Consider the following 26137-nt stretch of genomic DNA (forward strand, 5'->3'; position numbering starts at 1 on the left):
CCCCTGTGGACGGTCAGAACTCGTCGGCCGCCGTCAGCTCGTGCTCGAAGGCGTCCGCGCGGGCGACGACCGCCTTGAGCGGGCGCTCGAACTCCTCCTGGATGCTGAGGTCCTCCAGGGGCACGGTGTGCTTGAGCAGGGCGACGCCGTCCACCACGGCCGCGCCGCCGACCGCCGAGCCACCGGCGAGCTCGAGGAACTTCCGCAGGTCGATCGCGTCGGCCCAGCCGACCGGCGAGGAGATCTCGATCCACGAGCCGCCGTCGAGCTCGGCGAGGTGGTGGACCGTCGCCTGCTGGGTCCGGTCGCTCGGGCCGTGCAGCCGGAACCGCAGCCAGCCGTCCGACTCCTCCAGGACTTCGTACCGCGTCCGCACAAAGTTGATCACGTCGATCCAGGTGGTCACGCGTCGAGCATGCCACGTCCGCCCGGAGTCCGGCACCGAGGACACTCCGGGCACCTGGTGACCGGGGCGGCGAGGTGCCAGACTCGGGGTATGCGCGGTCGTCGGGAAACGCGCGGCCGGCCGCCGCCCGCGACCGGGGACGTTCCGGCGGCCGCCTACCCGGTGCGGGTCCCGGTCGTCGCCCTCGTCACCTCCGCCGGCGGCCTGGACGCCCTGTCCCGGGTGCTCGGCCCGCTGCCGGCGGACCTCCCGGCAGCGGTGCTCGTCGCGCAGCACCTGGACCCGAGCCGGCCGAGCCGGCTGGCCGCCATCCTCGACGCGCGCACCGCGCTGCGGGTCGTCGAAGCGCGGGACGGAGACGAACTGACGCCCGGCACGGTGCTGGTCGCGCCGGCGGCCCGGCACCTGCTGGTCACCCCGGCGGCGCGGATCGGGCTGCTGGACGCCGGCGCGCTGCCGCCGGCCCGGCCGTCGGCGGATCTGCTGCTGGCGACGCTCGCCGTCACGTGCGGTCCCCGCGCGCTGGCGGTCGTCCTGACCGGCCGGGGCACCGACGCCCAGGCCGGGATCCGCGCGGTCGCCCGCTGCGGGGGCACCGTGTTCGCCCAGGACGAAGCCACGTCCGCGCAGTTCGGGATGCCGGGTGCCGCGATCCTCACCGGGGTCGTCGACACCGTGCTGCCGCTGCCGGAGATCGCCGGAGCCGTCCGCGCGCACGTCACGCACCCAGCGGGTTTAGGCCGGTCGACGGGGGCTACTCGCCGTAGCGGACTGACTCGACTACCGTGGATGCGCAGGTGAGGAGGTGGGCGTCGTGCCGCCCTTCCGGCGTGACCTGGTCGTCGTCGGTGCCTCGGCCGGTGGTGTCGAGGCCCTGCGCGCCGTCGTGTCCGGGCTGCCCGCCGACTTCCCGGGAGCGCTGCTGGTCACCATGCACGTGGCCGCGGGGACGCACAGCGCGCTGGCCCGGATCCTCGACCGCGCGGGCGCGCTGCCCGCCCGGCCCGCGAGCCACGGCGCGGCGATCGAGCCCGGCACCGTCTACGTCGCGCCGCCCGATCGGCACCTGCTCACCGAAAACGGCTCACTGGTCCTTTCGCCGGGCCCTACCGAGAACGGCCACCGGCCGGCGGTCAACGCCCTGTTCCGCTCGGCCGCGCTGACCGGCGGACCGCGCGTGGTCGGGGTCGTGCTTTCGGGGGTGCTGGACGACGGCGCGGCGGGCCTGCGCGCGATCGTGGACCAGGGCGGCGTCGCCGTGGTCCAGGACCCGTACGACGCGCTCTACAGCGGTATGCCGGAGAACGCGCTGTCCATGGTCGAGACCGCGTACACCGCCCGCGCCGACGAGCTCGGCACGATCCTCGACAAGCTGGTCCGGATGCCGGTGGACCCGGCCGGGGCCCGGTCGCCGTCGGACGTCCTGCTGCTGGAGGACCGCATCGCCCGGGCCGGCGTGCGTGCGGGCGCGCTCAAGCCCGCCGAACGGGACATCGCCGCGGGCTACAGCTGCCCCGACTGCGAGGGGCCGCTCACCGAGATCGATCCGGCCGGCCGGTACCGCTGCCGGATCGGGCACGCCTGGTCGGCCGAAGCCCTCCTCTCCGCCCAGGAGGACGAGCTGCGGTTCGCCCTGCAAAAAGCGTTGCGCGCGCTCGACGAGAAGGCGACCTTGGCCGGGAAGCTGGCCGCCCGGACGGGCGGCGGGCTGGCGGAGCGCCACGCCGCCGCTGCCCGCGACGCCGCCACCGCCGCGGAAACGCTGCGCCGGTTCCTGCTGCGCGCCGCCGCGGGCGGCGGGGAAGCATCGGGGGAGGCATGACCGTTTCCGCGGTGAACCTGGCGGTCGGCCGTCTCGAGGAGGCGACCGTGGTGACGGTCAGCGGCGAGCTGGACATCGTTTCGTACCCGGCGTTGCGCGACGGCCTGCTCAAGATCGCGACGGACGCGCCCGAGGGACTGGTGGCCGACATCAGGGCCCTGCGGATCCACGACACGTCGCTGGTGAGCGTCTTTCCCCTGATCGCCATGCGGATCGGGGACTGGCCGGGCATCCCGTTCACGCTGGTGGCCGCCGACCCCGGCCACCGGACGCTGCTGAGCCGCCACGTCGTCGACAGCTACGTCCCGGTCCGCGACGACCTGAGCGGGGCGGTGGCGGCGCTGGAGCACCCGGTGCGCCGGCGGAGCGAACGCACCTTCCCCCGCACCGACGGCATTTCGGCGCGGGTACGGGACTTCGTCACCGGCCGGCTGGCGCAGTGGGGAGTCCCCGAACTCGCCGAAGACGCCCGCTTCATCGCCACCGAACTGGTCGAGAACGTCCTGAAGCACACCACCTCGGAGCCACGGGTGCGCCTCGACCTGCGCCGGGGGGTGTGCACGGTGGCGGTGGCCGACCTGGACCCGCGGCCGGCCATGCTGCTCGAACGGCTTTCCCCGTTCGAACCGGGCATGGGACTGAAGCTCGTCGCGCAGATCGCCCGCACGTGGGGGTGCAGCCGGTCGTGGTCCGGCGGGAAGGTCGTCTGGGCCGTTCTCGTCCGGCGTCCTCTCACCACCGGTGACCGTTCCGCCGGGTAGCGTGTCGGATCGTGAGCGAGCCCAAAGACCCCAACGGCGAGTTCGAGTCCGTGCTGACCTACCTGAAGGAGTCGCGGGGCTTCGATTTCACGGGGTACAAGCGGAGCAGCCTGATGCGCCGGGTCCGCCGCCGGATGAGCCAGGTCGAGATCGACAGCTACGCGGACTACATCGACCAGCTGCAGGTCAACGCCGACGAGTTCGTCGCGCTGTTCAACACCATCCTGATCAACGTGACCGGGTTCTTCCGCGACCCGGACGCGTGGGACTACCTCCGCGAGCACGTGCTGCCCGCGCTGCTCGCCGAGCGCAGTCCCGAGCTGCCGATCCGCGTGTGGAGCGCCGGCTGCGCGGGCGGGCAGGAGGCCTACAGCCTGGCGATGCTCTTCGCCGACGCGCTCGGGGTCGAAGCGTTCCGGCAGCGGGTGAAGATCTACGCCACCGACGTCGACGACGAGGCGCTGGCGCAGGCCCGGCACGCGGCCTACACCCCGGCCGAGGTCGACGGGCTCACCGAGGCCCAGCTGGAGCAGTACTTCGAGCTGCAGGGCAGCCGGTACTGCTTCCGCAAGGACCTGCGCCGGTCGGTCATCTTCGGGCGCAACGACCTGGTGCAGGACGCGCCGATCTCCCGGATCGACCTGCTGGTCTGCCGCAACACGCTGATGTACTTCAACGCCGAAACGCAGACGAAGGTCCTGGAGCGGTTCCACTTCGCGCTCGCGCCGCGCGGGGTGCTGTTCCTGGGCAAGGCGGAGATGCTGCTGTCGCACGCCCGGATCTTCGAGCCGCTGGACTTCAAGCGGCGGGTCTTCCGCAAGGCGGTCAATTCCCCGGTCAGCTTCACCCACTTCGTCTCGCACGGCCTCCCGCAGCGGCGGTCCGAGGAGATCTCCGGTCTCGACGAGCTGCGTGAGCACGCGTTCTCGGCGAGCCCGGTCGCCCAGATCGTCGTCACCGAGGAGGAGACGACGGCGCTGATCAACTCGCAGGCGCAGGCCGCGTTCGGACTGTCCGAACGCGACATCGGGCGGCCGCTGCGCGACCTCGACGTCTCCTACCGGCCGGTGGCGCTGCGCGCGTACGTCGAGCAGGCCCGCCTGGAACGCCGGTCGCTGCGGATCAAGGACGTCGAGTGGCGCCGGGCCGGCGAGACCGTGTGGTTCGAGGTGCACGTCAACCCGCTGGTGAACAAGGCCAAGACGCTGCTCGGCGTTTCGGTGGTGTTCCACGACGTGAGCTGGGCGCGCCAGCTGCTGATCGAGCTGGAGCACACGAACCGGCAGCTGGAGTCGGCGTACGAGGAACTGCAGTCGACGAACGAAGAGCTCGAGACCACCAACGAGGAACTCCAGTCCACAGTGGAGGAACTGGAGACGACGAACGAAGAGCTCCAGTCCACCAACGAGGAACTGGAGACGATGAACGAGGAGCTGCAGTCGACCAACGACGAACTGCAGACGATCAACGACGCACTCCGTGAGCGCAGCCTCGACCTCGACGAGGTGAACGAGTTCCTCGAGTCGGTGCTCACCTCGATCCGCGCCGGCATCGTCGTGCTCGACGCCGAGATGCGGATCAAGGCGTGGAACCGCGGCGCGGAAGACCTCTGGGGGGTGCGGCGGGAAGAGGTCGAAGGCACCCACCTGCTGAACCTGGACATCGGCCTGCCGGTGGCGGACGTGCGCCCGATCGTGCGGGAAGCGCTGGCCGACCCGGGGTTCCACCGCGAGCTCACCCTGCACGCCATCAACCGCCGCGGGCGGGCCGCGGTCGTCCGGCTGCTCTGCGGGGCCTTGCGCAGCTCGAGCGGCGAAAGCCACGGCGCCCTGCTGATGATGGAAGAAACGAAGCACGACCCGGCCGGGTGACCCCCCGACCGGGCCGGCGCCCTATTTCGTCAGCGCGGCGATCCGCCCGAGGACCTCGTCGCGGCCCAGCGCCTGGCTGATCGCGTGGAGGTCCGGGCTGCGCGTGGAGCCGGACAGCGCGATGCGGATGATCTGCGACGCCTCGCGGATCGAGCCGGGGAACGCCTCGGGGTTCTTCTTGAACTCCTTGGCGTTGCGGGCGAAGCCGTGCTTCGCCGCCACCGCGCGGATCTGGTCGAACCACTCGCCGCCGTCGTCGAGCTGCTGGTAGTCCGCCGTGAAGTCGCGGGCCACCGCCTGGACGACGGCGGGGTCGACACCGAGCGCGGCGATGCGCTCGTCGTCCGCACCCGTCACCGCCGCGTGCAGCTGCGGGAAGAAGAACCCGTAGACGGCGCGGAATTCGCTCCACTTCTTCAGGTCCTTGCGCGGGTTCTCGGCGCCGTCGCGTTCGACGGCGAGCGCCCGCAGCGCGAGCTCGGGTTCGGCGTCGAGGACCGCGAGGAGCTCCTTGTCGAACCGCTCGGCCCAGGTGCGGACCGCCTCGAGGATCGCCGGGCCGGACAGCGTCGCGATGTGGTCGGCCGAGATGTCGTCGAGCTTGACCAGGTCGACGAGCGGGCCGGCGACGCCGCACTCGGCGAGGTTGATCGGCTCCACGAGCGCCTGCTCCAGCGGCAGCTCGGCGAGCCGGCCGTTGGCCAGGCCGCGCAGGTAGTAGAGGACGGCCTCGGTGGGGTAGCCGGCTTCGATGTAGAAGTCGACCGACGCCTCCGGGTCCTTCCGCTTGGACAGCTTGCGCTTGCTGCCGCCCTCCTGCTTCATCAGCGGCGCGATGTGCGCGTAGGTGATCGGCTCGAAGCCCAGCGCGTCGAACAGCTGCTGGTGCACCGGCACCGACGAGATCCACTCGTCGCCGCGGATCACCAGGTTGACCCGCATCAGGTGGTCGTCGACCGCGTGCGCGAAGTGGTAGGTCGGCAGCCGCGGGCTCTGGTCGGAGCTCTTGAGGATGACGACGTCGTTGCGGTTGGCCTCGGCTTCGAGCGGACCGCGGATGGCGTCGGTGAACCGGGCCCGCGCGCCGGTGTCGTCCGGGGCGCGGAACCGCACGACGTACGGCGCGCCCGCGTCGAGCTTGGCCTGGACGTCGGCCGGGTCGGCGTCGCGCCAGATCGCCCAGCTGCCGTAGTACCCGGTGGGCAGCTTGGTGGCCTGCTGCCGCTGGGTGATCGCGGCGAGCTCGTCCTTGGTGGCGAAGTCGAGGTACGCCTTGCCCTCGCGGAGCAGCTCGCGCACGTAGCTGAGGTAGATGTGCTCGCGGGCGGACTGCTGGTAGGGCCCGTAGTCGCCGCCGCGGTCGACGTCTTCGTCGGCGGTGAGGTGGAAGTAGCGGAAGCCGCGCTCGAACTGCTCGGCGGCGCCTTCGACCTCGCGGGACTGGTCGGTGTCCTCGATCCGCACCAGGTAGCGGCCGCCCGAGCGACGGGCGACGTCCTGGTCGATGGTGGCGGTGTAGATGCCGCCGATGTGCACGAACCCGGTCGGCGACGGGCCGAAACGCGTGACCAGCGCGCCTTCGGGCAGCTGCCGGGCGGGGTAGCGCTCCTCCCAGTGCCCGGGCTCGGGCAGGTCGGCAGGGAAGAGGGCGTCGATGACCGCTCGGTCCAGCATGGGTTGTTCTCCCGCGTCGTGGTGCACTTGCCCGCCGTTCGGCGTCGGCGATGGTGGTCGTTTTCGCCGACGACGAGCCTAGCCGTCCGGCTCGACGCCCTGGCCGGGCGGTCTTGTTGTGCTAGCTTCCCGGGATGCGCGGTCGGTTTCCCTTCGCCAGGACGCTCTCGGCATTGGCTTCGCTGCTGGTGCTCCCGTTGATCGCCCCGGCCCCCGCCGGCGCCGCACCGCCGGGCCGCGAATGCGCGACCCCCTCGATCGACCGGTACCAGCAGTGGCTCGCGAGCGGCGAAGGCACGACGGTCCCCGCGACCGGCAGCCTGCTCGTCCCCGATCACCACCGGTACACGGCGAAGATCTCCTTCCGGAACGCCGAGTGGCACGTCGCCGTCGTCTGGCTGGGCAACCAGTTCGAAGCGCAGGCCGACCTTTCGCGGTCGGCGGGCTTCTGGCTGACCTACCGGGCGAGTGACGACCTGTACGTCCAGCTGCGCCCGGCGTCGCACTGGAGCGGCGGCGACAAGTGGCTGACGCTCGTGCCGTCCACGCACGGGCGGCTGGTCACGAAGTTCTTCGGTTTCGCACCCGATCGGTGGACGTCGCTGCCCGAGCTGGGTACCCCGCCGTATTCGTTCGCCTCGGCGCTGCCGGAGGCGCGCGGGCTGGTGTTCGTCGGCAAGACGCCGAACGAGCTGGAGTTCCGCGGGCTGCGCGTTGACGGCTACCGGCCGCCTTGCCTGTGAGCCGGCGATGAACGTCGTCTTCGAAGCCGAGCTGTGGGAGTGGGACGCCCGGCGCACCGAAACCTGGACCTTCGTGAGCCTGCCCGCCGACGTGTCGGAGGAGATCCGCGAGCGTGCGGCCGGGCCGCGGCGCGGGTTCGGGTCGGTGCGCGTCCGGGTTAAGGTCGGCGGGACCGGGTGGCGGACGTCGATCTTCCCGGACAGCGCGCGCGGCGCCTACGTGCTGCCCCTCAAGCGCGCGGTCCGCGTGGCCGAGGGGCTCGAAGTGGGGGACACCTGCACCGTGTCCGTGGAGCTCGTCGACTTCTGAACGCCGGGATCCGCCGAAACCGGATCGGGCGGCGGGCGGATCTGTCATGATGCGGACAACGGCACCCGTAATGCGCAAGGGAGACACATGTCCGCCCAGATGGACGAGCTGATCGCCCAGTTCGAAAACTTCCGGAGCAAGGTGCGGCAGGCCGAGGCCCGCTTCGCCGGCGTCGGAGACATGCAGGAGCGGGTCGCGCGCCTGGAGAGCACCGCCACTTCGCCGGACGGGACCGTCACCGTGGTCGCGGGGGCCGGCGGGACCGTCACCGACCTGCGGCTCACCGCCGGGGCCACGCGCGTCGAGCCGGGGCAGCTCGCCGCCACGATCATGGCCACCATCCGGCGGGCCGTGGCCGGGGCCGTGCAGCAGCAGGCCGGGATCGTCGACGAAGCCTTCGGGGACGCGTTCGGCGTCGACGTCTCCGGGCAGGTCCGCGAAGCCCAGAGCGAGGCGTTCGGAACCGTGGCGCCCGAGCCCGCGTCGGAACCGCAGCCGCGGCAGCCGTCGCGGCCCGTCCGGCGGCCCGCCGCCGACGACGATGACGACTTCGGTCAGGGTCCCATCCTCCGCCGATCCTAGGGAAACCGCGATGCCAGACGGAATTCAGACGAACATCGGCGCGATCAACGCCTACGCCCGGCAGCTGCCCTTCTACGAGGGTGAAGCGGACAAGTTCGGCGCCAAGATCGACGCGGCCGACGTGACGAACGAGGCCTGGGGCCTGATCGGCCTCTACGCCAAGCAGGGCTACACCGAGCGCCTCACCGAGCTGCGGTCGCTGCTGACCGACCTCAAGGACGGCGTCGACGGCTTCACCACGAAGCTGACCAAGGCCGCGGAGATGTACCAGGGCATGGAAGACGCCGGCAAGATCGCCTTCGGGCGCTACGAGGCGGAAATCGACGCGGTCGGGGGCCAGGGCGAATGACGGAGCCGAAGAAGAGCATCGCCGACGCGCTGAACGTCGAGGCCTACGACGAGAGCATGGGCGCGAACCTCGACCGCGCGGCGGGGTACGTGCCGGTGGCCGGCACGGCGTACAAGGCGGGCAAGTCGATCGGCGCGCACGCCCAGCAGGCGTTCCAGGCCGACAACCCGAGTGAGCTGGCGTCCGCGGGTGGCGCGCTGGTCGGCGACGGGGCCGCGTTCGTCGGCGCCGCGGCGGGCGACATGGTCACCTTCGCGATGGACCCGATCGGCTGGCTGGTCAGTCACGGCCTGAACATGCTGCTCGAACTCGTCCAGCCGCTGCAGGACGCGCTGCACCAGGTCACCGGCGACGGCCCGGCGATCGGGCACGCATCGGAGAACTTCGTGACGATCGCGCAGGGCTTCGTCGCGCTGGCCGACGACTTCGAGAAGACCGGCGACACCGCGCTGGCCGAGTGGGTGGACGAAGCGGGCAACGCCGCGAAGGAAGCGCTCGGCGACTTCTCCTCCGGCATCCGCGGCATCGGCTCGGCCGCCGGCTCGGTCGCCGAGGTGCTGCAGATGTGGTCGATGGTCATGGTGGTCATCGAAGAGGTGATCAAGGGAATCATCACCGAGCTGGTGTCCTGGCTGATCACGCTGTGGCTGCCGGCGCTGGCCGCGTCGGTGATCAGCTTCGGCAGCTCGGTCGCCGCCGCCATGACCGCGTCCATCGCCAAGGCCGCCGCGGTGCTGAAGAAGGTCACCTCGTACCTGGGCAAGTTCGGCAAGCTGCTGGACACCTTCATCGAGTTCCTGGCGAAGTTCTCGACGAACGTCGTGAAGTTCACGACCAAGCTCCGCATCGGCGTGATGCCCGGCGAGACCAAGTTCGGGTTCGGCGCGGTCGCGCAGGGCTTCCAGCCGAGCAACCGGGTGCTCACGACGATGTTCGGCGCCTCGGCCGGTGCCGGGCCGCTGGTCGCCGGCGCGAGTGTGAAGGCGGGGATCGGGGCCGCGAAGGGTGCGTTCGCCGAAGGCAAGGAAGCCGTGACGCCCGAAGGGGACGAGCCGTGGTTCAACAAGAGCGAGATCGGCGGGGACCGGAGTCCGGAGGAGACCCGGAAGGACCTCGACATCTGACCGACCGGGCGGCCGCGCTCAACGCCCGCGCCGAGCAGTGGGCGGACGACGCCCAGGTCCGCCCCGGGTTCCGCGAGCGGGTCGAGGCGCTGGTGCGCGACCGCTGGCGGGAGCCGGTGATCGTGCTGCGCCTCGGCGATTCCGACGTCGGCTTCGCCGTGCCCGGCCGTCGTCTGGACGGCACGGTCGAGGGACAGGAGCAGGTCAGCCAGTTCTTCAAGGGCGTCCTGCGCGGCGTCGGCACCGCGGTGGTGTCGGTGTTCTCCCTGGCGAACGGCGGCGGCGCGGGACGGCCGTTCCAGCGCGAGGTCCGCGTGACCGGCCCGGCGGACGCGCAGGTGCTGGAGCTGGCCGACCGGCTGCGCTCGCTGCGGGGACCGTGGCTGGCGTTCTCGCCGTCGTGCGTGGCGCTGGTGGACACGGGCTCGACCTACGTCGACCCGGCGGACGCGCCCCCGGCGACCATCGTCTGGGAAGCCCGGCAGCCGCAGGCACCGGCGGTGAACTTCCGCCGGCACACGCTGACCTGGCCGGACGGCTCGAGTTTCCGGTTCCCGCTGCACGGGCGGACCGAGGAGCAGCACCTGCGCAAGTTCGTCGAGCCGCCGGGCATCGTGCACTGGGAAGGCCGGCCGGAGTAGCCGGCTGAGGGGGACATGGCGCGCACCGAGGGGGAGGAGAGCGCGCCATGTCCGTCTTTGAAACGGTACGCGCCCGGCAGGCCGGTGGCGGCGGAACCACTCGTACGCCCGAACCGCGCACAGTGACCGACCGCACCGATCGGCTTACTGCCCGCTAGATCTGCGTAGGCCACCCCCTCGCCGCCGCCTCGGCGATCGGGTTCTTCTCGCCCGTCAGCGCCACCGCCATCGACGGCTACTCGCCGTCGGTGCAGCGCGAGGCGGTCAGCGGGTCCGCCGCCGTCGCCCTGCTGCGCACGCAGGCCGCGAGCGTCGACAAGCTGCACCAGGTCACCGCCTCGCTGGACGCCCGCGCTCCGACGGGTACCTCGACGCGGCCGGCGCGCTCGGCGACCGCGTCCGGGTGGAGCGGGTCGCGGGGGGGAGATGCACACCGCGATCTACAACGGCGAAGCCATCACCGGCGGTGGCACCCGCTGCTCGGCGGGCTTCAACACCAACCGCGGCGGCCAGAACTACATCGTCGACCCGGGCCACTGCACGCGCGCGGTGTCGCAGTGGAACGTCGGCCCGTCGCAGGGTGCGAGCTTCCCGAACAACGACTACGGCCTGGCACCGCGACGGTCGGCCAGCGGATCAGCAAGAGCGGCAGCACCTCGCACCTGACGTCGGGCTCGGTCCAGCGGCTGAACGTGACGGTGAACTACGCCGAAGGCTAGGTGTACCAGCTGATCCAGACCAACGCGCTGGTCAACCCCGGCGACTCGGGCGGCTGCCTGTTCGCGGGCAGCGTCGGCCTGGGCATCACGTCGGGCAAGGGCAGCGGGACGTCCTACTGCCAGCCGGTGGGCGAGGCGCTGAGCGCGTACGGCGTCAGCCTGAACTGACCGGCGTCAGTCGCGGCGGCCGGACACTCGGCCCCACAGCCGTGGTCACTCCGGCGGTGGGGCCGATCCGGTCACGAGCACCCACGTCCGGCGGCCGACCATCCGCTTCACCAGCCAGATCGCGGCCTTGCCCGCCCGGTTCCTCAGCGAAGCGATTCCCTCGCCCATTTTCTTGAGGGCGTCCCGGAGGTCCTGGTACGCCGACTGGCGGAAGACGCAGTACACGGCGAAGAAGAGCCCGGCCACCGCGGTCGTGCCGGTCGTACCGCGCCAGTCGCCGACCGAGGCGGCGGTGAGGCCGAGCGCCGCGACCGTCACCGCGGCGACGGCCCAGCGTGCCGGAACCGAGGGCGTCAGGACGACGAACCCCGCCGCCGAGCCACCAACCACCGCCAGGAGCAGCTGCCCGCCGTGCGCGCAGGCGGCGATCCCGCAGACGGTGGCGACGACGAGTCCTGCGTTCCACGGCGTCACGACCGCGGTCTTCCCTGCGAGGGCGCGCAGCGACGCCGCCGAACCGTCCGCGCTGGGCACCGGCCGCGACGGGAACGGTGTGAAAGGCAACAGGCGCTCCAGATGCGGCTTCGCCACCAAGCCGGCCGGCTTCTCGAGCGTCCCGTCGGCAGCCCGGGCGCAGTGGCCGGTGGCCTCCAAGACCCACGTCATCGTCACGAAGACGATCCCGAAGGCCCAGGCCGCCGCTGCGAACAAGAAGAAAGTGCCCGCGGTCTGTCCTCGAGGGACGATGCCGGCCAGCGCCAGCCCGGCCGAAGCTCGCACGGCGTACCCGGCGCCCACGACCAGCCAGATCGCCACGGCCCGGCTAGCGGGGCGCGAGGTTCCGGCCCGGAGGAACTCGTAGAGCCAGGCGGGGACCCAGACGCCCGCGAACGAGACCAGGATTACCGCCGAGACCGGCGACGGAACGACCGTGAACGCGATGACCACGGCCAGCACGGCGCGGGCCACGATCACGATGGTGCTCACCGCCACCGAGTGGAGTGGTCCCCGGACGGTCACCGGCAGCCGCCCGCGTTGACTGCGGGCCGGGTGGTTCTGATCGTCGGCGAGGCCGCGGATGTCATTCCACTGGTACCGGCCCTGGTAGATCAGGTACTCGAAGACCAGCCAGCCGGTGACCGCTCCCAGCAGGCCGGAACCGCCTGGCCACTGTCCGGTGGTGACCGCTCCCACGGTGTAGGCGATCGGGATGAAGGTCCACTTGACCGTGTCGAGTGGGCGGGGGAGCACCAGGTAGGAAAGGAGTGATCGCTCGCCGGGCCGGCGGATCCGCCCGGCTTCCGGCGCCAGGTCGCTCACGGGGTAGTCGCGGCTGTTTCGCAAGTGTTCCGCCGCGCTGTGCAGGAGTTTCCGGCCACCCGTGTTGGTGAGGATCCCTTGCTGCAGCAGGAGCGCCAGCAGCGGGCCGTAGAGCGCGAACATCGTGATCATGGCCGGGACGGACAGGCTGAGGGCCACGAACACGACCCACCCGCCGAGGGCGATGGCGAAGCTCAAGGTGAGGAAGAGCAGCATGACGAAGTAGGAGCGCCTGCCGCGCCTGGGGCTCGTGATCGCCAGCATGAGTTCGGTCGCCGAGCCGGCCAGGATCCCCGGGATGGCGCGCAGCTCGGTGCGCCGGCGCCGTAGTTCGTTCTCGATGGCCCGCATGTAGAAGCTTTTGATGGTCACCTGCGTACCGAGCATGATGATGTAGCAGAGCACGGCGAACGGCAACGCCGGCGCCGCGACGTAGACGGGTTCCGGAAGGTCGTAGCAGCTTCCGGAGTTCTTGGCCGCGGCCATCGCAGCACCGCGGAACCGGCAGTCGCCGACCAAGATCGCGAACAGCCCCGCCAAGAGAGCGACGAACACGCTGGCGAGTGCGCTCTGGCTGCTGGAGGTCCCGCGGTCATCCTCGCGCAGGGCTTGGTACTCGACCAGCAGGATGTCCAGTTCCGCGCTCATGGGCGTGGATTATCACCTGCTGTCCGGGCGTGCGGCGACCGGCGCGGCGTCAGTCGCGGCGGCCGAAGATCAGCCGGTAGCCGACGAGGATGATCAGTGCGCCCAGGATCGCCAGGCCCCAGGTGCGCAGGTCGAAGAAGGTGCCGAGGTCCGTGTGGAAGAGGGTCTTGCCGACCCAGCCACCGACGAAGGCGCCGCCGATCCCGAGCAGGATCGTGATGATGCAGCCGCCGGGGTCCTTGCCCGGCATGAGGGCCTTCGCGATCAGCCCCGCGATGAGCCCGAGCACGATCCAGCTGATGACGCCCACGGGGTGCCTCCGTCCGCCTGTTTTCCTGACGGCACAGGATGGCAGGAGGCGGCCCCGTGGGCGCGGTGAGCCACGCCCACGTGATCGGGATCTCAGCCGGGCAGCGGCCGGTAGCCGGAGCACAGGACGCGCAGCCAGTCGATCTCGCCGTCCCGCACCGTGTAGTAGGCCTGCTGCTCGACGAGGTGGTCGGCGCCGTCGCGGTGCACCCGCAGCCGGTAGGCCACGTGCTCGCGGTCGGCGACCCGGCCGGTCGTCACCGAGCACAGCTCGCGGATCCGGTCTCCCGGGCCGAACCAGCGGCCGAGGACGACGTCGCCGACGATCTCCGCCGGGTCGGACGCCGTCCAGTGGCGCCCCGGGGTGAGTGCCGCGAAGTCGACCTGGCCGGCCAGGACGCCGAGTAGCGCGGCGGCGTCTTGGGCGGCGAGCGCGCGGGCGAACTGTTCGCCCAGCGTGGTTTCAGTAGCTGAAAGTCGTGACGGGCTCATCGCCGATCCACTCCCACATCGGTACGGTGCCGCCGAGCGCGGCGTTGGCGACGAGGTCGTCGTCGCCGAGGTGACGGGCGGTGAAGCAGATCGGGCAGACCAGGAACCGGCCGCCCGCGGCTTCGTAGCGCTTGACCAGGTCGGCCAGCGGCGGGCAGCCTTCGCAGGCCACGGCCTTGGCGAAGCCGTCCAGGGCGAGCCGGACCGCCTCCTTGGTGAGGAACATCAGGGTCTCGCGGTGCTGTTCGGCGGCGCCGACGGCGACGAGGAACGCCACGGTGACCTTTTCGGGGTCTTCGAGTCCGGTGGTGAGGCTGATGACGGCGCGGGTGGGCATGGCGCGCTCCTTCCGACCGGTTCAGCCTCGCCCGGGCCCGGCCGCCGCCGCATGGGGCGGATGCCTCATCTTCCGGCGGCCGGGAACGTGCTGGTGATGCCGTGTTCGAGGGCGAAGAGCCCGGCGCCGGTGCGGTTGGTGACGTCCGCCTTGGCGTAGATGTGCTCGACGTGGTTGCGCACGGTTTTTTCGCTGATCGACAGCGTCCGCGCGATCTCCCGGTTCGAGCCGCCGCCGGCGAGCAGGCGCAGCACCTCGGCTTCGCGGGCGGTCAGCCCGGCCGGGAAGGACACCCGGCGGCGGGCGGAGTGCCCGGCCGCGAGCAGCACGGCTTCGACGGCGTGCGCGTCCAGCCGGGCTTCGCGCGCGTGCCGGCGCAGGATTTCCGCGGCGTCGACCGCGTCGCGGGCCGGCCGGTGCGGGCGTGGCTCGCGCAGCGCGTGGTAGACGTCGGCGGCGGCCAGCAGGCGCGCGCACGGCGTGAGCGCGGCGCCGCCCGCGCCGAGCGGGTAGCCGGAGCCGTCGAGCCGCTCGTGGTGCGCCGCTGCGACGGCGGCGACGTCCTCCAAACCCTTTACGCGGTGCAGGATCCGGCCGGTCAGGTAGGGGTGCAGCCGGATCCGCTCGCGGTCGGCTTCCGACAGCGGGCCGGGCTTTTCCCAGACGCTGTTGGGCACGCCCAGCCGGCCGAGGTCGTGCACGAGCCCGGCCCGCCGGACGAGCCGGGTGTCCGCTTCGGACAGTCCCGCGCGCCGGGCCGCTTCGGCGGCGAGCTCGGCCACGCCGCGCGAATGCCCGATGGCGAACGGGCACTTGAGGTCGGCGAAGTCGCCGATCGCGGTGAGCAGCTCGTCCAGCTCCGGCTCGGTGAGCGTCCGGTCGCGGTCCGGGGCCTGCTCGAGCGCGGCCGTCCAGACGTCTTCGTCGAGCAGCCCGCCGAGGATTTCCGGGGCCGCGGCGGTGAACGCGGCCACGACGGCGGGGTCGAACTGGCTGCCGCGACGGGCTCCGGCCATCGCGACGGCGGCGTCCGGCCCGCCGCGGCGCAGGTGCACCTCGGCGACTTCGGCGAGGTGCACCACGCGCATCTCGATCGGCAGCTGGTCGCCGCGCGCGCCGGCGGGCAGGCCGCTGCCGTCCCAGCGCTCGAACGTGCACGTCAGCGCGTCGCGGACGGCGTCGCCCAGCCCCAGCCGGTCGGCCAGGCGGGCGGCCGAGGTGCAGTGGGAGTGGATCAGCGCCGCCATGTGCCCGCGGACCCCGGCGAGGAACACGGTGGCGAGCACGCCGCGCGCGAGCGGGGCCTTGTCCCGCCCGGCGTGGGCGGCCAGCAGCCGCAGGAACGGCAGGCCGGTCCAGTTCACCCGGTAGGTGGCGGCGCGGAAGGCGATGTCGTCGCCGAACCAGCGGGCCAGCTCGTGCGAGTCGGCGTGGCAGCCGATCCAGGCGACGAGCGTGGCGTAGAAGGTCGTCGCGCGCTGCTCTTCGTCGAGGCCGAGCCGGTCGGCGAGCCGGGTCGCGAGCAGCGCGGACCGCAGCATGTGCTCCATCGGCTGGCCCAGCCCCAGGTCGATGGCGAGCGACAGGGCGGCGAGCACTTCGGCCCGGCTCGGCTGGACGGCCATGGTCACCGCCTCGTTCGTGGGACCTCGTCGCGCCAGCGTACGTTTTTGTCGGACCCCGCGGGTAGCTTCCGGGTCATGGTGCTGACCAAGGAGGAACGCGAAGAATTTTTGGCGCAACCGCACGTCGGAGCGCTGTCGGTGGTCGAGCGGCCGGACCGGGCACCGCTCGTGGTGCCCATCTGGTACCAGTACGAACCCGGCGGCGAGCTGTGGGTGCGCACGGGCCCCGAAGCGCGCAAGACGCGGGCGATCCTCGCCGCGGGCAGGTTCAGCCTGCTGGCGCAGCGGACGTCGCCGACGGTCCGGTACGTCTCGGTGGAGGGACCGGTGACGAGGACCGAGCCGGATTCCGACGAACGGTCCCTGGAGATGGCGTCCCGGTACCTGCCGTCGGGCGCGGCCGAAGAGTTCGTCGCCTACGAGAGGAAGGAGCTGGGCGAGCACATCACGGTGTTCCTGCGCCCCGAGCACTGGCTGTCGGCCGACCTGGGGCCGGGCTGACGGTTCGGCCGAACGTGCGACTTCCGTAACGGCCCGGTCGCTCTCGGGGACTGACCCTTCGGTGACCCGACGAGCGGAGGCCGTGGATGCGGATCGACCTGTTCAACGAGATCCAGAACCCCCGCCCGTGGCCGGAAGGGCACGAGCAGCTGCGGTTCCGCCAGGCGATCGAACAGGCCGTCCTGGCCGACGAGCTCGGGTACGGCTGCTGGTGGCAGGTCGAGCACCACGGTGCGGGGGAGTTCAGCCTCTCCTCGGCGCCGGAGCTGATGCTGGCCGCGCTTTCCCAGCGCACCAGCCGGATCCGGCTCGGCCACTCCGCCGTGCTCGCACCGGGCCGGTTCAACCACCCGATCCGCGTCGCCGAACGCGCGGCGACGCTCGACCACCTCAGCGGCGGCCGGGTCGAGCTGGGCCTGACCCGCTCGACGATCCCGGAGTGGCGCCTGTTCGGCATCGAGCCGGCCGAGGCCCGCGCCCAGACGCGGCAGGCGTTCGAGATGGTGCCGAAGATGTGGACGTCGGAGCGGTTCTCCCACGAGAGCGACGACTACCGGATCGACGACGTGCCGATCGGGCCCAAGCCGCTGCAGCGGCCGCACCCGCCGCTCTGGCAGGCGGCGGCGAGCCCGGCGTCGTTCGAGGAGGCGGGCCGGCGCGGGGTGGGCGTGCTGGGCACGACGATGTGGGAGTCGCTGGACCGCGCGGGCCGCCTGATCGGCCTCTACCGCGCGGCGGCCGAGGCGTGCACGGAGCCGGTCGGCGCGTACGTCAACAACCAGGTCGGCTTCTTCACGTTCGTCCACTGCGCGGACACCGACGAGGAGGCGATGCGGAACGGCGCCGCGGCGGCCGCCGCCTGGTACACGGTGACGGCGCTGACGTTCTTCGAAGCGGCGACGGAGTTCGTGCGCCAGAACGCCCGCAACGAGGAGCTGCTGTCCGCCCCGGACGGCGGCGGCCTGACGGGCGAGTTCCTGCGCGGCGAGGCGGCGGACACCCCGTCGGAGGCGAACCTGCTGATCGCCCGGATCCTGCAGGGCGAGCGGGTCGCCGACGACGAGGTGTTCGAGGTGCTGAGCGCGCAGGACTCGCTGATCGTGGGCAGCCCGGAGACGTGCCGCAAGAAGCTGCGCGCGTACGCGGAGCTGGGCATCGACCGGATGATGTGCCTCCAGCAGATCGGCGGCATCCCGCACGACAAGGTGCTGAAGAGCATCCGCTTGATCGGGGAGCTGATCCCCGACCTGGCCTGAAATCCGTGAATGCCACATTCACGGACACTATGTCCCTCAATGTGGCATTCACGGCCTTCGTGCGCGGGGTCAGGCCGTGAAGCCGCCGTCCACCGGGAGGATCACCCCGCTCAGGTGGCTGGCGCGGTCGCTGAGCAGGAACGCCGCCGTGGCGCCGACTTCCGCGCCGGTGCCCACCTTGCGCAGGGGCGTCGCGGCGATGCGGGCCTCGACGCCGCCCGGGATCGTGCGGCGCAGCTCGTCCAGCATCGGGGTCTCCGTCGGGCCCGGGGCGATCGCGTTGACCCGGATCCCCAGCGGCCCGAAGTCGTGGGCCGCGGTGCGGGTCAGGCCGATCACCGCGTGCTTCGTCGCCTGGTACGCGCCCATGCCCGAGCTGCCGCGCAGCCCGCCGATGCTGCTGACGTTGACGATCGAGCCGGAGCCCTGCGCTTCCATCACGCCGATTTCCGCGCGCAGGCAGAGCCACGTGCCCTTGACGTTCACCGCCATGATCCGGTCGAAGTCCGCCTCCGAAACGGCGTCGAGCCGGCCGCCGCCGCCCATGGCCGCGTTGTTGAACGCGCCGTCCAGGCGGCCGAAGCGGGACACCGTCGCCGAAACGAAAGCGTCCACATCGGACGCCGAAGCGACGTCGCCCGTCGTAAAGGCGACGTCGAAGTCGGACAGCTCGGCGGCCAGTTTCGCCAGGGGTTCCTCGTGCCGGGCCACCAGCATCACCGAGGCGCCGTCCGCAGCGAACACCCGCGCGGCGTCCGCGCCGATGCCCGAACTGGCCCCGACGACCAGGACCACTTTCCCCGTCAGCTCACTCATGCCCGTCCTCCTCGCAGTGCCAGCATCGCCCGGGCGTCGGCCGGGGTCGCGATCGGTTTGCCGAGATCTTCGACGACGGCCCGGATCTTGCGGACCTGCTCGGCGTTGCTCTTCGCGAGCCTCCCCTTGCCGAGCCACAGGCTGTCCTCCAGCCCGACCCGCACGTGCCCGCCGAGCCACGCGCTGTGCGTGCCGAACGCCACCTGGTCGCGCCCGGCCGCGAACGCCGAGAAGTAGTAGTCGTCGCCGAAGAGCTTGTCGGCGATGCGCACCATGTGCTCCAGGTTCGCGTGGTCCGCGCCGATCCCGCCCAGGACCCCGAACACGCCCTGGATCAGCAACGGCGGCTTCGCCAGCCCCAAGTCCACGAAGTGGGCCAGCGAGTACAGGTGCCCGATGTCGTAGCACTCGTACTCGAACCGGGTGCCCGACTCACCGAGCGTCCGCAGCGTGTCCTCGATCCGGTCGAAGGTGTTCACGAACGGGTGTGAGTACGTGTTGAGCACGTACGGCTTTTCCCAGTCGTGCTTCCACTCCGTCACCTTGTCCGCGATGCCGGAGTAGACGAAGTTCATCGACCCCATGTTCATCGACGCGAGCTCCGGCCGCAGCTGCCGCGCCGCCGCGAGGCGTTCGTCCATCGTCATCGACGACGCGCCGCCGGTGGTGATGTTGACGACGGCGTCGGCCTGCGCGGTGATCCGCCCGACGATCTTCTCGAAGACCGCGGGGTCGGCGGTCGGCCGCCCGTCCGGTTCGCGGGCGTGCAGGTGCACGACGGCGGACCCGGCTTCGATGGCTTCCAGCGCCGCGTCGGCCACTTCGTCGGCGGACAGCGGCAGGTACGGGCTCTGCGACGGGATGTTCACCGAGCCCGTGATCGCGGTGGTGATGATGACTTTTTCGGCCGGGCGCATCAGTTCTCCTCCAAAGCGAGTGCGCGGTAAGCGTCGAGCTTGACCTCGTCGAGCGGACCGACCAGCGTCACCGCGACTTGGGTCGCACCCGCGTCGTACTGGGCTCGCACCGCCTCACGCACCTGCGCGGGCGTGCCGCAGGCGACGAGCGCGTCGACGAGCCGGTCGGACCCCGGCGGCGCGAGGTCGGCTTCGGTGAACCCCAGCCGGGTCAGCTTCGCGATCTGGTGGGGGAGGGTCAGGTAGTAGGCCAGCCGCTGCCGCGCGACTTCACGCGCTTCGGCGCGCGAGCGGCCCACGACCGCCCACTGGACGACCGACAGGAACAGGTCGCCCACCGTCTCGCGCGCCCAGCGGGTGTGCTCGGGCGTGACGAGGAACGTGATCAGCCCGTCGGCCCGCTCGGCGGCCAGCTTCGTGATCCCGGCCGAGTACGCGCCGAGCACCCGCGGGACCCCGGACGCCACCTTGTCGACGCCGTCGAGGTAGGAGCGCAGGAACGGTAGCGGGCCGACTCCGCGTTCGCGGACCGCCCCGCTGACCCCGAGCCCCAGCACGTACCGCCCGGGGTAGCCGGCCGCGAGGTCCCGCGCCGCCGACCCCGCCGACTTCGGGACGCGCTCGAGCGCGCGGGCGACACCGTTGCCCACGATCAGCTTTTCGGTGGCCGACAGCACCAGCGCCGCCGTCGTGAACGCCTCGCGCCCGGCGACTTCGGGGATCCACACCATCCGGTGCCCGAACTCTTCGAGCGCGCGCACGAACCGGACGGCGCCATCGTGGTCGAGGTCGTCCAGCTCGGCGATCGACAACGCGGTGCGCGGCAGGGACAACGTCATGAAGCCGCTTCCCGGAAAGCGGTGACCAGCCCGCGCGCGGCTTCGGCCAGCATGGTCGTGTCGTTGCTCAGCAGGACGAAGTCACAGCCGTCCCGGACCGCCCGCGCGGCCCGCTCGGGGACGCCGCCGAACGCCAGCCCGCACTTCTTCCCGGCGTCGTGCGCGGCCGCGATCGCCGACGCGACCAGGTCGAGCACGTCCGGCGACGCGGGGGTCGACCCCATCGACATCGACAGGTCCGCCGCGCCGACGAACACGGCGTCCACTGTGTCCAGTGCCAGCATCTCCGGCGCCGCCTTGATCGCTTCGACGCTCTCCAGCTGCGGGATGCAGAGGACGTCGTCGTTGCCTTCTGCGAGATACTCCGCGTTCGGGCGCAGGCCCCACGCTCCCGCCCGGCTGGTACCGCCGGCCCCGCGGACGCCGTGCGGCGGGAACCGGCACGCCCGCCCGACCGCGGCGGCTTCCTCGACGGTGTCGACGTGCGGCACGAGGATGCCCATGGCACCCGCGTCGAGGATCTTCTGGATCGTCGACGGCGTCTTGTCCGGCACCCGCACCAGCGGCGTCATGCCCAGCGCCGCAGCCGTGTTGATGAGCCGGTACGCCGTCACCAGGTCCAGCGGTGCGTGTTCGAGGTCGATGACCACGAAGTCGAACCCGGCGAACGCCATGATCTCGGCGGGCTCGGTCGAGGCGATCTTCAGCCAGGTGCCCACCGGGGTGTGCGGGCGGGTGAACAGTCCGCCGCCGGTTCGCCCGCTCACGGCATCGGGTAGTCGTCGGCGTTCAGGACCCACCCCGGTTTCTCCGAGAAGTCCACCCGCGGCGGGCTGAAGATGTCGATCAGCTGGTTCACGCCCGGGTCGCTCGCCGCGGAGGTGTGCACGGTCGGCGGCGGGATGATCGTCACCGACGGGCTGCCGATCCGCACGTGCTCGTCCTCGCGCCAGGTGGTGCTGTCGGGCAGCCACGGCGTGCGGATGTGGTGGACGTATTCCCCTTGCACGGCCAGGGAAAGCTGCTCGAAGTCGTCGTGGTGGTGCGGCGAGAGCTTGCGCGGGTCGCGCGGGCCGTCCTGCAGCGGCAGGAAGTTCACCATGAACGACCGGGTCCGGAAGATCCGCCCGAACCGCTTCGGGTCGTCCGGCACCTCCGACAGCGGGTAGAACCGGACGCGCTCTTCGGCGGGCGCCGGCCAGCGCTCCAGCAAGGCGACGCGCGGGTGGTCCTCGGCGTAGGCGTCCGCGTTGGCGACGCGCTCCCGCCACGCCGGTTCGGTGGCCTCGACCAGCCGGACCAGCGGCCCGTCGCCGTGCACGCTGATCCGCGACGCGCCGGGCGGGACCACGACCAGGCCCGGCGAGTCCACTTTGGTCGCGCCGTCGGCGGTGAGCACGGTGAACGCGGGGGAGGCGTCGGTGACGACGATCGCCAGCTCGCCTTCGAGGGTCCCGTTGTCGAGGTCGTCGCCGTCACGGGCGTCGGTGTGGATCAGGATGACGTTCTGGGCCCGCACGACCGGCGTTTCCCGCAGGTCGAGGTACTGCGCGGCCGCGATCGCGTCGCCGCTGTCGGGCCGGGCCGCGGTGGCCAGTGCCGAGCGGGGATCGTCCTTTTCGTACACGAGCGGGTCCTTTCAGGCGTCGAGGTTCAGCAGGTACGTCGGGTTGTCGCGGACCATCCGCCGCAGGTCCTTCTCCGGCAGGCCGAGGTCGAGCAGTGCTTCGCCGACGCGCAGCCACGCGTCGACCGGCTTCGGGTTGGCCTTCTGGCCGAAGTCCGACGCCAGCACCGTGTGCTCCGGGCCGAGCGCCTCGATCCAGGTCAGCAGGTTCTTCGGGTCCCACTTCTGCGTGCCCTCGGGGTCGTACATGCCGACCTCGTGCTCGATGAACGCGCCGAGCTCGATCAGCTCGCGGCACAGCGACGGGTCGGCGCCGATCACGAAGTCGGGGTGGCTGACGACCATCCGCTTCATGCCGCGCTCGTGCGCCTCCTGGAACAGCGTCTTGATGTACTCGGGGTACATGTGGCCGCCGTTGAGAACGGCCTGCTGCTCCTTGATCTCGTCGAGGATCTCGATCGCCTCGGGCTTGAGCGCGCCTTCGCCGTCGACGATGTCGATGCGCTCCAGCGTCAGCGGGACGGTGGTGGTCGGGAAGGCGCCGTCCTCGGGGTGGCAGTCGATGTGCCGGCCGGAGGAGATGGTCGGGAACCAGACGACCTTGCCGCCCATGCGCAGGGTCATCCGGACCGCGTGCACGTTGAGGCCGCCGACGGTGCTGTTCAGCGCGATGCCGCCGAAGACCTGCGCCTTGACGTCGGCGAGGCGGCCCTTCATCGCGAGGACGTCCATCTGGGTGTTGTGGTGGTGGGACTTCGCGACCATGGCGCGCAGCCCGATCCGGGCGCCGTCCTGCGCGGCCTCGACGTGGTCGAAGCGCCGGGGGAACGGGCTCGGCCCGGAGTGGACGTGCATGTCGACCAGGCCGTCCAGGACGGCGGCGATGGCGGGGCTCATCAGCGTGCCTCTCGTTCGCATTATGAAGTCAAAGTTCACTATAAGACCGGCTGTCAACCCTGTGACCGCTCTTGTGTTCACAGGTGGCGGTATTTAGAGTGACTGACGTTCGCTTCGTGAACACTAGGTTCGAAAACGGAGGACGACGATGTCCACACCGCCCAGCGCCGCGGAGACGGCCGCGCGACCCGGTACCCCGCACGGCCCGGACCCCGCCAAGGTGCGCGCCGCGGTGCGCGGCGGGACGCTCGCCTACTTCGTCGACCAGTTCGACATCTACCTGCCGATCGTCGTGCTGGCGCCGGCGACCGCGTACTTCCAGGCGGCCAACCTGAGCGCGAGCACGACCGCGCTGCTGGCGTCGCTGGTGTTCGCCTCGACGCTGATCGGCCGCCCGCTCGGCGCGGTCATCTTCGGGCACTTCGCCGACACGGTCGGCCGCAAGCGCACGACGCTGGTCGCGGTCGGCGGGTTCGGCACCATCACGCTGCTGACCGCGTGCCTGCCCGGGCACGAGACGATCGGGATGTGGTCGGTCGGCACGCTCATCGCGCTGCGGTTCGTCGACGGCATCTTCCTCGGCGGCGAGTACACGACCGCGGTGCCGCTGGCGATGGAGTGGAGCCCGAAGCACAAACGCGGGCTCTACGCCTCGATCATCACCTCGACCTCACCCGCCGCGTACGCGGTGATCGCCGCGCTCACGCTGCTGATGCTGCAGCTGCTGCCGTCGGCCGGCCTGCACAGCGCGTACGTCCAGTGGGGCTGGCGGATCCCGTTCTTCGTCGGCGCGCTGCTGGCCGCGGTGCTGTTCCGCTACTACCTCAAGCAGGTCCACGAGCCGCCGGCCCAGCTGACCGGCGAGAAGCACAAGCTCCCGTTCGTCCGGCTGCTGAAGAAGTACCCGCGGGCGCTGGGCCAGGTGTTCATCCTGATGACCGGCACCTGGCTCGCGACCAACATGGAAGCCGCCGTGACGCCCGCGCAGCTGAAGGCGCACCTCATGCTGTCCAGCAAAGAAGTCACGCTGACGATGTTGGTGATCAACGCGTCCGCCGCGCTGTCCTACCCGCTGTTCGGCATGCTGTCCCAGCGCATCGGGCGACGGCGGTTCTACATCGGCTACGGCTTCTCGATGGTCGTGCTCGGCGCGGGTTCGTACACGCTCCTGATGGCGTCGAACGGCGGTTTCGGCGCGGCACTCGGCTTCGGCGTGCTCATCGGGGTGTTCACCGTCGGCACGTTCGGCCCGATCGCGGCCTACCTGACCGAACGGTTCCCGGCGAGCATCCGGTCGACCGGCTACGGCGTCGGCTACAGCCTCGCGCTCATCGCCCCGGCGTTCTACCAGTTCTACCTGCAGCGGTTCGACGGGTTCATGCCCGCGCACCTCGCCCCGGGCGTCCTGATCGTGCTCGCCGGCCTGCTGATCAGCCTGGGCGGCTTCCTCGGTCCGGAGACGAAGGACGTCGACATGGCCGACGACAGCACGATCCCGAAACTGTCCTGAGTGGACGTCGCCGGGCTTGCCACCGCCAATCCGGTGTGGGTCGGCTCTTCGGAGCTGACCATGACCCTCGACGGGATCACCGCGTGCGTCGACGCGGGCGCCGGGGCGGTGGTGGCCAAGTCGGTCAACGAAAGCGCCGCCGCCCGGGAGCAACTGGCCATCGCGGACTACGCCTTCGTTTCCGCGGCCGGTGAGGTGCGGTCACCGGGTTCGGCCGGGCTCGGCGACGGGCTGCTCAACCGCTCCGGGCTCGCGCAAGTGGACCTCGACGACTGGCTGGCGATGCTGGCCTCCGCCGTTTCCCACGGCGCAGCAAGGGGTTGCCCGGTGATCGGGAGCATCACCCTGGGCGAACCGGCCGGGGCCGCGCGGATCGGGCACGCGCTGGCTTCGGTCGTCCCGGCGGTGGAGCTGAACATCGGTGCCCCGCACGGCCGGGAGGCCCGCGCGGTGCGGCAACTGACCGAAGTGGACGGTGTGGCCGAGGCGGTACGGGCCGTGCGGGCCGCCGTCGAGGTGCCGCTGTTCGTGAAGCTGCCGGGCCAGGCGTCCGACGTCGTCGCGCTGGCCCGTGCGGCCCGGTCGGCGGGCGCGGACGCCGTCGGGCTGGTCGGCCGCTACCCGGGCTTCCTGCCCGACCTCGACGGCGGTTCGGTGTTGGGCTCGTGGGGCGCGTGGAGTTCACCGGGGTGCCTGCCGATGAGCCTGTACTGGGTGGGCAAGGCGTTCCAGCGGCTCGACGTGCCCGTGATCGGCACCAACGGCGCCCGTACGGCGAAGGACGTGCTGCGGTTCCTCGCCGCCGGTGCGCGGGCGGTCGAAGTCGTGACGGCGTTGTGGATCGGCGGCCCGGCCGTGCTCCGGGAGCTGGCCGACGGCGTTGCCGGAATCCGCGACGACTTCATCGGCAGCGCGCTGGCCGGCACCCGCGAGTACGCGGACGTGCCGCCGCTGCCGTCCCCGGCGTGGCTGCCCTACACCGCGCGCTGGATGTCGTCCGGGCGGTAGTGCCCGCCCAGCTCGTGGGTGAGCTCCCGCGCGGTGTCGACCACGACGCGCAGCTCGGGGGTGTCGTCGCCCATCGACAACGTGTTGTCCGGGCCCACGATCGCGATCGTCGCGCAGATCCCGTACTCGTCGAAGACCGGGGCCGCCACGGCCACTATCCCCGGCGTGCTCATCGCCGAGCAGTGTCCCACCGCCCGGACGCGGTCGACGTCGGCGCGCAGCTCGTCCCGTGCCGTGCCGGAGAGGGTGCCGATAAGCCGTTCCATCGACAGCTGGTCGGCGTGGTAGGCCAGGAACACCTTGCTCTGCGCGGTGTCCAGCGGCAGGTGGCTGCCGACGCGCACGGACACCACCACGATCGTCGACACGTTCTCTTCGACCCGCGACACCACCGGCCCGGTGAGGCCCCACAGGCTCAGCACCACGCTCGTCTGCGTCGCCCGCGAGAGCGCCTGCATGTGCCGCGGTGCCAGGTTGACCACCCGGCGGTGGCCGATCGCGAACGCGCCCAGCTGCAGCAGGAGCCCGCCCGGCGCGTAACCGCCTTCGTTGCTGCGCTCCAGGAGCCCGGCCGCGACCAGGGAGGTGCAGTAGCGGTACGCCGTCGTGCGGTTGAGGCCGAGGCGCTCGGCGACCTCGCCGGCGGTGACCTCGGGCGTCGCCGGGTCGAACAGGGACAGGATCTGGCTGACCCGGCTGACGGCCTGGATGTCCGCCTGGTCGGCGCGGGTGTCCGGGGACCGCGTCGGTTTGGTCACGAGGGCCTCCGCCGAAAGTCTGGTACCGCTGTTCGAATAGTGAACACAGGCTACCGGACGCCGACCGGGTTACCGGTCCACGACATTCGTTGTCACTTCGTCAGGTC

Annotated in this window: 30 protein-coding genes; 16 read left to right on the forward strand and 14 right to left on the reverse strand. The window is 71.4% G+C overall.

Translation table 11 applies throughout. The annotated features are described in order from the left end of the window. Window positions 1-13: 13 nt before the first annotated feature. Entirely contained in the window at window positions 14-406 is a 393-nt protein-coding gene (locus tag H4696_RS06750) for a hypothetical protein (RefSeq protein WP_086856227.1), read from the reverse strand. 90 nt (window positions 407-496) lie between these two features. Between H4696_RS06750 and H4696_RS06755 the strand changes: the two genes are divergently transcribed. The 4 genes from H4696_RS06755 to H4696_RS06770 are packed head-to-tail and all read left to right on the forward strand — an operon-like array spanning window position 497 to window position 4860. Beyond that, window positions 497-1207 (forward strand): chemotaxis protein CheB, encoded by a 711-nt coding sequence (locus H4696_RS06755; protein ID WP_086856228.1) that lies wholly within the window; start codon window positions 497-499, stop codon window positions 1205-1207. A gap of 13 nt (window positions 1208-1220) precedes the next feature. Further along, window positions 1221-2228 (forward strand): chemotaxis protein CheB, encoded by a 1008-nt coding sequence (locus tag H4696_RS06760; protein ID WP_249026830.1) that lies wholly within the window; start codon window positions 1221-1223, stop codon window positions 2226-2228. Beyond that, window positions 2225-2989 carry an anti-anti-sigma factor gene (locus tag H4696_RS06765; protein ID WP_086856230.1) on the forward strand — a complete coding sequence of 255 codons (765 nt, stop codon included), beginning with the start codon at window positions 2225-2227 and terminating at the stop codon, window positions 2987-2989. Before H4696_RS06760 ends, H4696_RS06765 begins: the two co-directional genes overlap by 4 nt. Before the next feature lie 11 nt (window positions 2990-3000). Beyond that, the gene (locus H4696_RS06770) at window positions 3001-4860 is read left to right on the forward strand and encodes a CheR family methyltransferase (RefSeq protein WP_086856231.1); all 1860 of its coding nucleotides are present in this window, start codon (window positions 3001-3003) and stop codon (window positions 4858-4860) included. Between the two features lie 21 nt (window positions 4861-4881). On the opposite strand, the gene H4696_RS06775 is transcribed toward H4696_RS06770, so the two are convergent. Continuing rightward, entirely contained in the window at window positions 4882-6534 is a 1653-nt protein-coding gene (locus tag H4696_RS06775; RefSeq protein WP_086856232.1) for a glutamate--tRNA ligase, read from the reverse strand. A 134-nt stretch (window positions 6535-6668) separates the two neighbouring features. Between H4696_RS06775 and H4696_RS06780 the strand changes: the two genes are divergently transcribed. From H4696_RS06780 to H4696_RS49855, 8 genes are all read left to right on the forward strand, one after another. Next, window positions 6669-7277 carry a hypothetical protein gene (locus tag H4696_RS06780; RefSeq protein ID WP_192782115.1) on the forward strand — a complete coding sequence of 203 codons (609 nt, stop codon included), beginning with the start codon at window positions 6669-6671 and terminating at the stop codon, window positions 7275-7277. 7 nt (window positions 7278-7284) lie between these two features. After that, the gene (locus H4696_RS06785; protein WP_086856234.1) at window positions 7285-7587 is read left to right on the forward strand and encodes a DUF1905 domain-containing protein; all 303 of its coding nucleotides are present in this window, start codon (window positions 7285-7287) and stop codon (window positions 7585-7587) included. A gap of 87 nt (window positions 7588-7674) precedes the next feature. Beyond that, window positions 7675-8169 carry a YbaB/EbfC family nucleoid-associated protein gene (locus H4696_RS06790; protein ID WP_086856235.1) on the forward strand — a complete coding sequence of 165 codons (495 nt, stop codon included), beginning with the start codon at window positions 7675-7677 and terminating at the stop codon, window positions 8167-8169. 10 nt (window positions 8170-8179) lie between these two features. Next, window positions 8180-8518 carry a hypothetical protein gene (locus tag H4696_RS06795; RefSeq protein WP_086856236.1) on the forward strand — a complete coding sequence of 113 codons (339 nt, stop codon included), beginning with the start codon at window positions 8180-8182 and terminating at the stop codon, window positions 8516-8518. Further along, on the forward strand, window positions 8515-9642 hold the full coding sequence (locus H4696_RS06800; protein ID WP_086856237.1) for a hypothetical protein: 1128 nt from the start codon (window positions 8515-8517) through the stop codon (window positions 9640-9642). Before H4696_RS06795 ends, H4696_RS06800 begins: the two co-directional genes overlap by 4 nt. Beyond that, on the forward strand, window positions 9573-10283 hold the full coding sequence (locus H4696_RS06805) for a hypothetical protein (RefSeq protein WP_338064852.1): 711 nt from the start codon (window positions 9573-9575) through the stop codon (window positions 10281-10283). The genes H4696_RS06800 and H4696_RS06805 overlap by 70 nt, the downstream gene beginning before the upstream one ends. Window positions 10284-10709: 426 nt before the next feature. Further along, window positions 10710-10949, forward strand: a complete 240-nt coding sequence (locus tag H4696_RS49850; protein ID WP_225955613.1) for a S1 family peptidase — start codon at window positions 10710-10712, stop codon at window positions 10947-10949. 53 nt (window positions 10950-11002) lie between these two features. Continuing rightward, window positions 11003-11170 carry a S1 family peptidase gene (locus H4696_RS49855; protein WP_225955614.1) on the forward strand — a complete coding sequence of 56 codons (168 nt, stop codon included), beginning with the start codon at window positions 11003-11005 and terminating at the stop codon, window positions 11168-11170. Between the two features lie 45 nt (window positions 11171-11215). Here H4696_RS49855 and H4696_RS06815 read toward each other — a convergent pair whose 3' ends face one another. The 5 genes from H4696_RS06815 to H4696_RS06835 all read right to left on the reverse strand — a co-directional run bounded on the left by H4696_RS06815 (window position 11216) and on the right by H4696_RS06835 (window position 15901). Continuing rightward, complete coding sequence (locus H4696_RS06815; protein ID WP_086856239.1) at window positions 11216-13138, reverse strand: hypothetical protein; 1923 nt, start codon at window positions 13136-13138, stop codon at window positions 11216-11218. A 49-nt stretch (window positions 13139-13187) separates the two neighbouring features. Then, window positions 13188-13448 carry a GlsB/YeaQ/YmgE family stress response membrane protein gene (locus H4696_RS06820; RefSeq protein WP_086856240.1) on the reverse strand — a complete coding sequence of 87 codons (261 nt, stop codon included), beginning with the start codon at window positions 13446-13448 and terminating at the stop codon, window positions 13188-13190. Between the two features lie 92 nt (window positions 13449-13540). Further along, window positions 13541-13939 carry a hypothetical protein gene (locus H4696_RS06825; protein WP_086856241.1) on the reverse strand — a complete coding sequence of 133 codons (399 nt, stop codon included), beginning with the start codon at window positions 13937-13939 and terminating at the stop codon, window positions 13541-13543. Next, a complete protein-coding gene (locus H4696_RS06830) occupies window positions 13911-14276 on the reverse strand; it encodes a DsrE family protein (RefSeq protein WP_086856242.1) in 366 nt (121 codons plus the stop codon). The genes H4696_RS06825 and H4696_RS06830 overlap by 29 nt, the downstream gene beginning before the upstream one ends. A gap of 65 nt (window positions 14277-14341) precedes the next feature. Continuing rightward, a complete protein-coding gene (locus tag H4696_RS06835) occupies window positions 14342-15901 on the reverse strand; it encodes an HD domain-containing phosphohydrolase (RefSeq protein ID WP_086856243.1) in 1560 nt (519 codons plus the stop codon). Between the two features lie 75 nt (window positions 15902-15976). Between H4696_RS06835 and H4696_RS06840 the strand changes: the two genes are divergently transcribed. Beyond that, window positions 15977-16402: a pyridoxamine 5'-phosphate oxidase family protein gene (locus tag H4696_RS06840; protein ID WP_086856244.1), complete on the forward strand. Its 426-nt coding sequence runs from the start codon at window positions 15977-15979 to the stop codon at window positions 16400-16402. 86 nt (window positions 16403-16488) lie between these two features. After that, entirely contained in the window at window positions 16489-17658 is a 1170-nt protein-coding gene (locus H4696_RS06845; protein ID WP_086856245.1) for an LLM class flavin-dependent oxidoreductase, read from the forward strand. A gap of 69 nt (window positions 17659-17727) precedes the next feature. On the opposite strand, the gene H4696_RS06850 is transcribed toward H4696_RS06845, so the two are convergent. Genes H4696_RS06850 through H4696_RS06875 form a run of 6 tightly spaced genes read right to left on the reverse strand, consistent with a single transcriptional unit; the run spans window position 17728 to window position 22754 of the window. Next, on the reverse strand, window positions 17728-18474 hold the full coding sequence (locus H4696_RS06850) for an SDR family NAD(P)-dependent oxidoreductase (protein WP_086856246.1): 747 nt from the start codon (window positions 18472-18474) through the stop codon (window positions 17728-17730). Beyond that, window positions 18471-19391: a 3,5-dioxohexanoate:acetyl-CoA acetone transferase gene (kce, locus tag H4696_RS06855; protein WP_086856247.1), complete on the reverse strand. Its 921-nt coding sequence runs from the start codon at window positions 19389-19391 to the stop codon at window positions 18471-18473. The genes H4696_RS06850 and kce overlap by 4 nt, the downstream gene beginning before the upstream one ends. Next, window positions 19391-20230 (reverse strand): LLM class flavin-dependent oxidoreductase, encoded by an 840-nt coding sequence (locus H4696_RS06860; RefSeq protein ID WP_086856248.1) that lies wholly within the window; start codon window positions 20228-20230, stop codon window positions 19391-19393. Before H4696_RS06860 ends, kce begins: the two co-directional genes overlap by 1 nt. After that, complete coding sequence (locus H4696_RS06865; protein WP_086856249.1) at window positions 20227-20997, reverse strand: HpcH/HpaI aldolase family protein; 771 nt, start codon at window positions 20995-20997, stop codon at window positions 20227-20229. The genes H4696_RS06860 and H4696_RS06865 overlap by 4 nt, the downstream gene beginning before the upstream one ends. Further along, window positions 20994-21857, reverse strand: a complete 864-nt coding sequence (locus tag H4696_RS06870; protein WP_086856250.1) for a cupin domain-containing protein — start codon at window positions 21855-21857, stop codon at window positions 20994-20996. The genes H4696_RS06865 and H4696_RS06870 overlap by 4 nt, the downstream gene beginning before the upstream one ends. A 12-nt stretch (window positions 21858-21869) precedes the next feature. After that, a complete protein-coding gene (locus H4696_RS06875; RefSeq protein WP_086856251.1) occupies window positions 21870-22754 on the reverse strand; it encodes a DUF6282 family protein in 885 nt (294 codons plus the stop codon). 148 nt (window positions 22755-22902) lie between these two features. On the opposite strand from H4696_RS06875, the gene H4696_RS06880 reads away from it, so the two are divergent. Both H4696_RS06880 and H4696_RS06885 read left to right on the forward strand, forming a co-directional pair. Further along, the gene (locus tag H4696_RS06880; protein ID WP_086856252.1) at window positions 22903-24264 is read left to right on the forward strand and encodes an MFS transporter; all 1362 of its coding nucleotides are present in this window, start codon (window positions 22903-22905) and stop codon (window positions 24262-24264) included. Then, the gene (locus H4696_RS06885; RefSeq protein WP_086856253.1) at window positions 24265-25272 is read left to right on the forward strand and encodes a beta/alpha barrel domain-containing protein; all 1008 of its coding nucleotides are present in this window, start codon (window positions 24265-24267) and stop codon (window positions 25270-25272) included. Here H4696_RS06885 and H4696_RS51160 read toward each other — a convergent pair. Continuing rightward, window positions 25239-26030, reverse strand: coding sequence for an IclR family transcriptional regulator (locus tag H4696_RS51160; protein WP_086856254.1), 792 nt, complete (start codon window positions 26028-26030; stop codon window positions 25239-25241). The genes H4696_RS06885 and H4696_RS51160 overlap by 34 nt on opposite strands. Between the last annotated feature and the right edge of the window lie 107 nt (window positions 26031-26137).

Source organism: Amycolatopsis lexingtonensis, assembly GCF_014873755.1.
GTDB classification, from domain to species: Bacteria; Actinomycetota; Actinomycetes; order Mycobacteriales; family Pseudonocardiaceae; genus Amycolatopsis; species Amycolatopsis lexingtonensis.

Excerpts from the sequence above, each read along its gene's own strand:
- H4696_RS06755 (WP_086856228.1), top strand. The coding sequence starts at position 497 with ATGCGCGGTCGTCGGGAAACGCGCGGCCGGCCGCCGCCCGCGACCGGG.
- H4696_RS06765 (WP_086856230.1), top strand. The coding sequence starts at position 2,225 with ATGACCGTTTCCGCGGTGAACCTGGCGGTCGGCCGTCTCGAGGAGGCG.
- H4696_RS06775 (WP_086856232.1), bottom strand. The coding sequence starts at position 6,534 with ATGCTGGACCGAGCGGTCATCGACGCCCTCTTCCCTGCCGACCTGCCC.
- H4696_RS06780 (WP_192782115.1), top strand. The coding sequence starts at position 6,669 with ATGCGCGGTCGGTTTCCCTTCGCCAGGACGCTCTCGGCATTGGCTTCG.
- H4696_RS06785 (WP_086856234.1), top strand. The coding sequence starts at position 7,285 with ATGAACGTCGTCTTCGAAGCCGAGCTGTGGGAGTGGGACGCCCGGCGC.
- H4696_RS06790 (WP_086856235.1), top strand. The coding sequence starts at position 7,675 with ATGTCCGCCCAGATGGACGAGCTGATCGCCCAGTTCGAAAACTTCCGG.
- H4696_RS06795 (WP_086856236.1), top strand. The coding sequence starts at position 8,180 with ATGCCAGACGGAATTCAGACGAACATCGGCGCGATCAACGCCTACGCC.
- H4696_RS06800 (WP_086856237.1), top strand. The coding sequence starts at position 8,515 with ATGACGGAGCCGAAGAAGAGCATCGCCGACGCGCTGAACGTCGAGGCC.
- H4696_RS49850 (WP_225955613.1), top strand. The coding sequence starts at position 10,710 with ATGCACACCGCGATCTACAACGGCGAAGCCATCACCGGCGGTGGCACC.
- H4696_RS06815 (WP_086856239.1), bottom strand. The coding sequence starts at position 13,138 with ATGAGCGCGGAACTGGACATCCTGCTGGTCGAGTACCAAGCCCTGCGC.
- H4696_RS06825 (WP_086856241.1), bottom strand. The coding sequence starts at position 13,939 with ATGAGCCCGTCACGACTTTCAGCTACTGAAACCACGCTGGGCGAACAG.
- H4696_RS06830 (WP_086856242.1), bottom strand. The coding sequence starts at position 14,276 with ATGCCCACCCGCGCCGTCATCAGCCTCACCACCGGACTCGAAGACCCC.
- H4696_RS06835 (WP_086856243.1), bottom strand. The coding sequence starts at position 15,901 with ATGGCCGTCCAGCCGAGCCGGGCCGAAGTGCTCGCCGCCCTGTCGCTC.
- H4696_RS06840 (WP_086856244.1), top strand. The coding sequence starts at position 15,977 with ATGGTGCTGACCAAGGAGGAACGCGAAGAATTTTTGGCGCAACCGCAC.
- H4696_RS06845 (WP_086856245.1), top strand. The coding sequence starts at position 16,489 with ATGCGGATCGACCTGTTCAACGAGATCCAGAACCCCCGCCCGTGGCCG.
- H4696_RS06850 (WP_086856246.1), bottom strand. The coding sequence starts at position 18,474 with ATGAGTGAGCTGACGGGGAAAGTGGTCCTGGTCGTCGGGGCCAGTTCG.
- kce (WP_086856247.1), bottom strand. The coding sequence starts at position 19,391 with ATGCGCCCGGCCGAAAAAGTCATCATCACCACCGCGATCACGGGCTCG.
- H4696_RS06860 (WP_086856248.1), bottom strand. The coding sequence starts at position 20,230 with ATGACGTTGTCCCTGCCGCGCACCGCGTTGTCGATCGCCGAGCTGGAC.
- H4696_RS06875 (WP_086856251.1), bottom strand. The coding sequence starts at position 22,754 with ATGAGCCCCGCCATCGCCGCCGTCCTGGACGGCCTGGTCGACATGCAC.
- H4696_RS06880 (WP_086856252.1), top strand. The coding sequence starts at position 22,903 with ATGTCCACACCGCCCAGCGCCGCGGAGACGGCCGCGCGACCCGGTACC.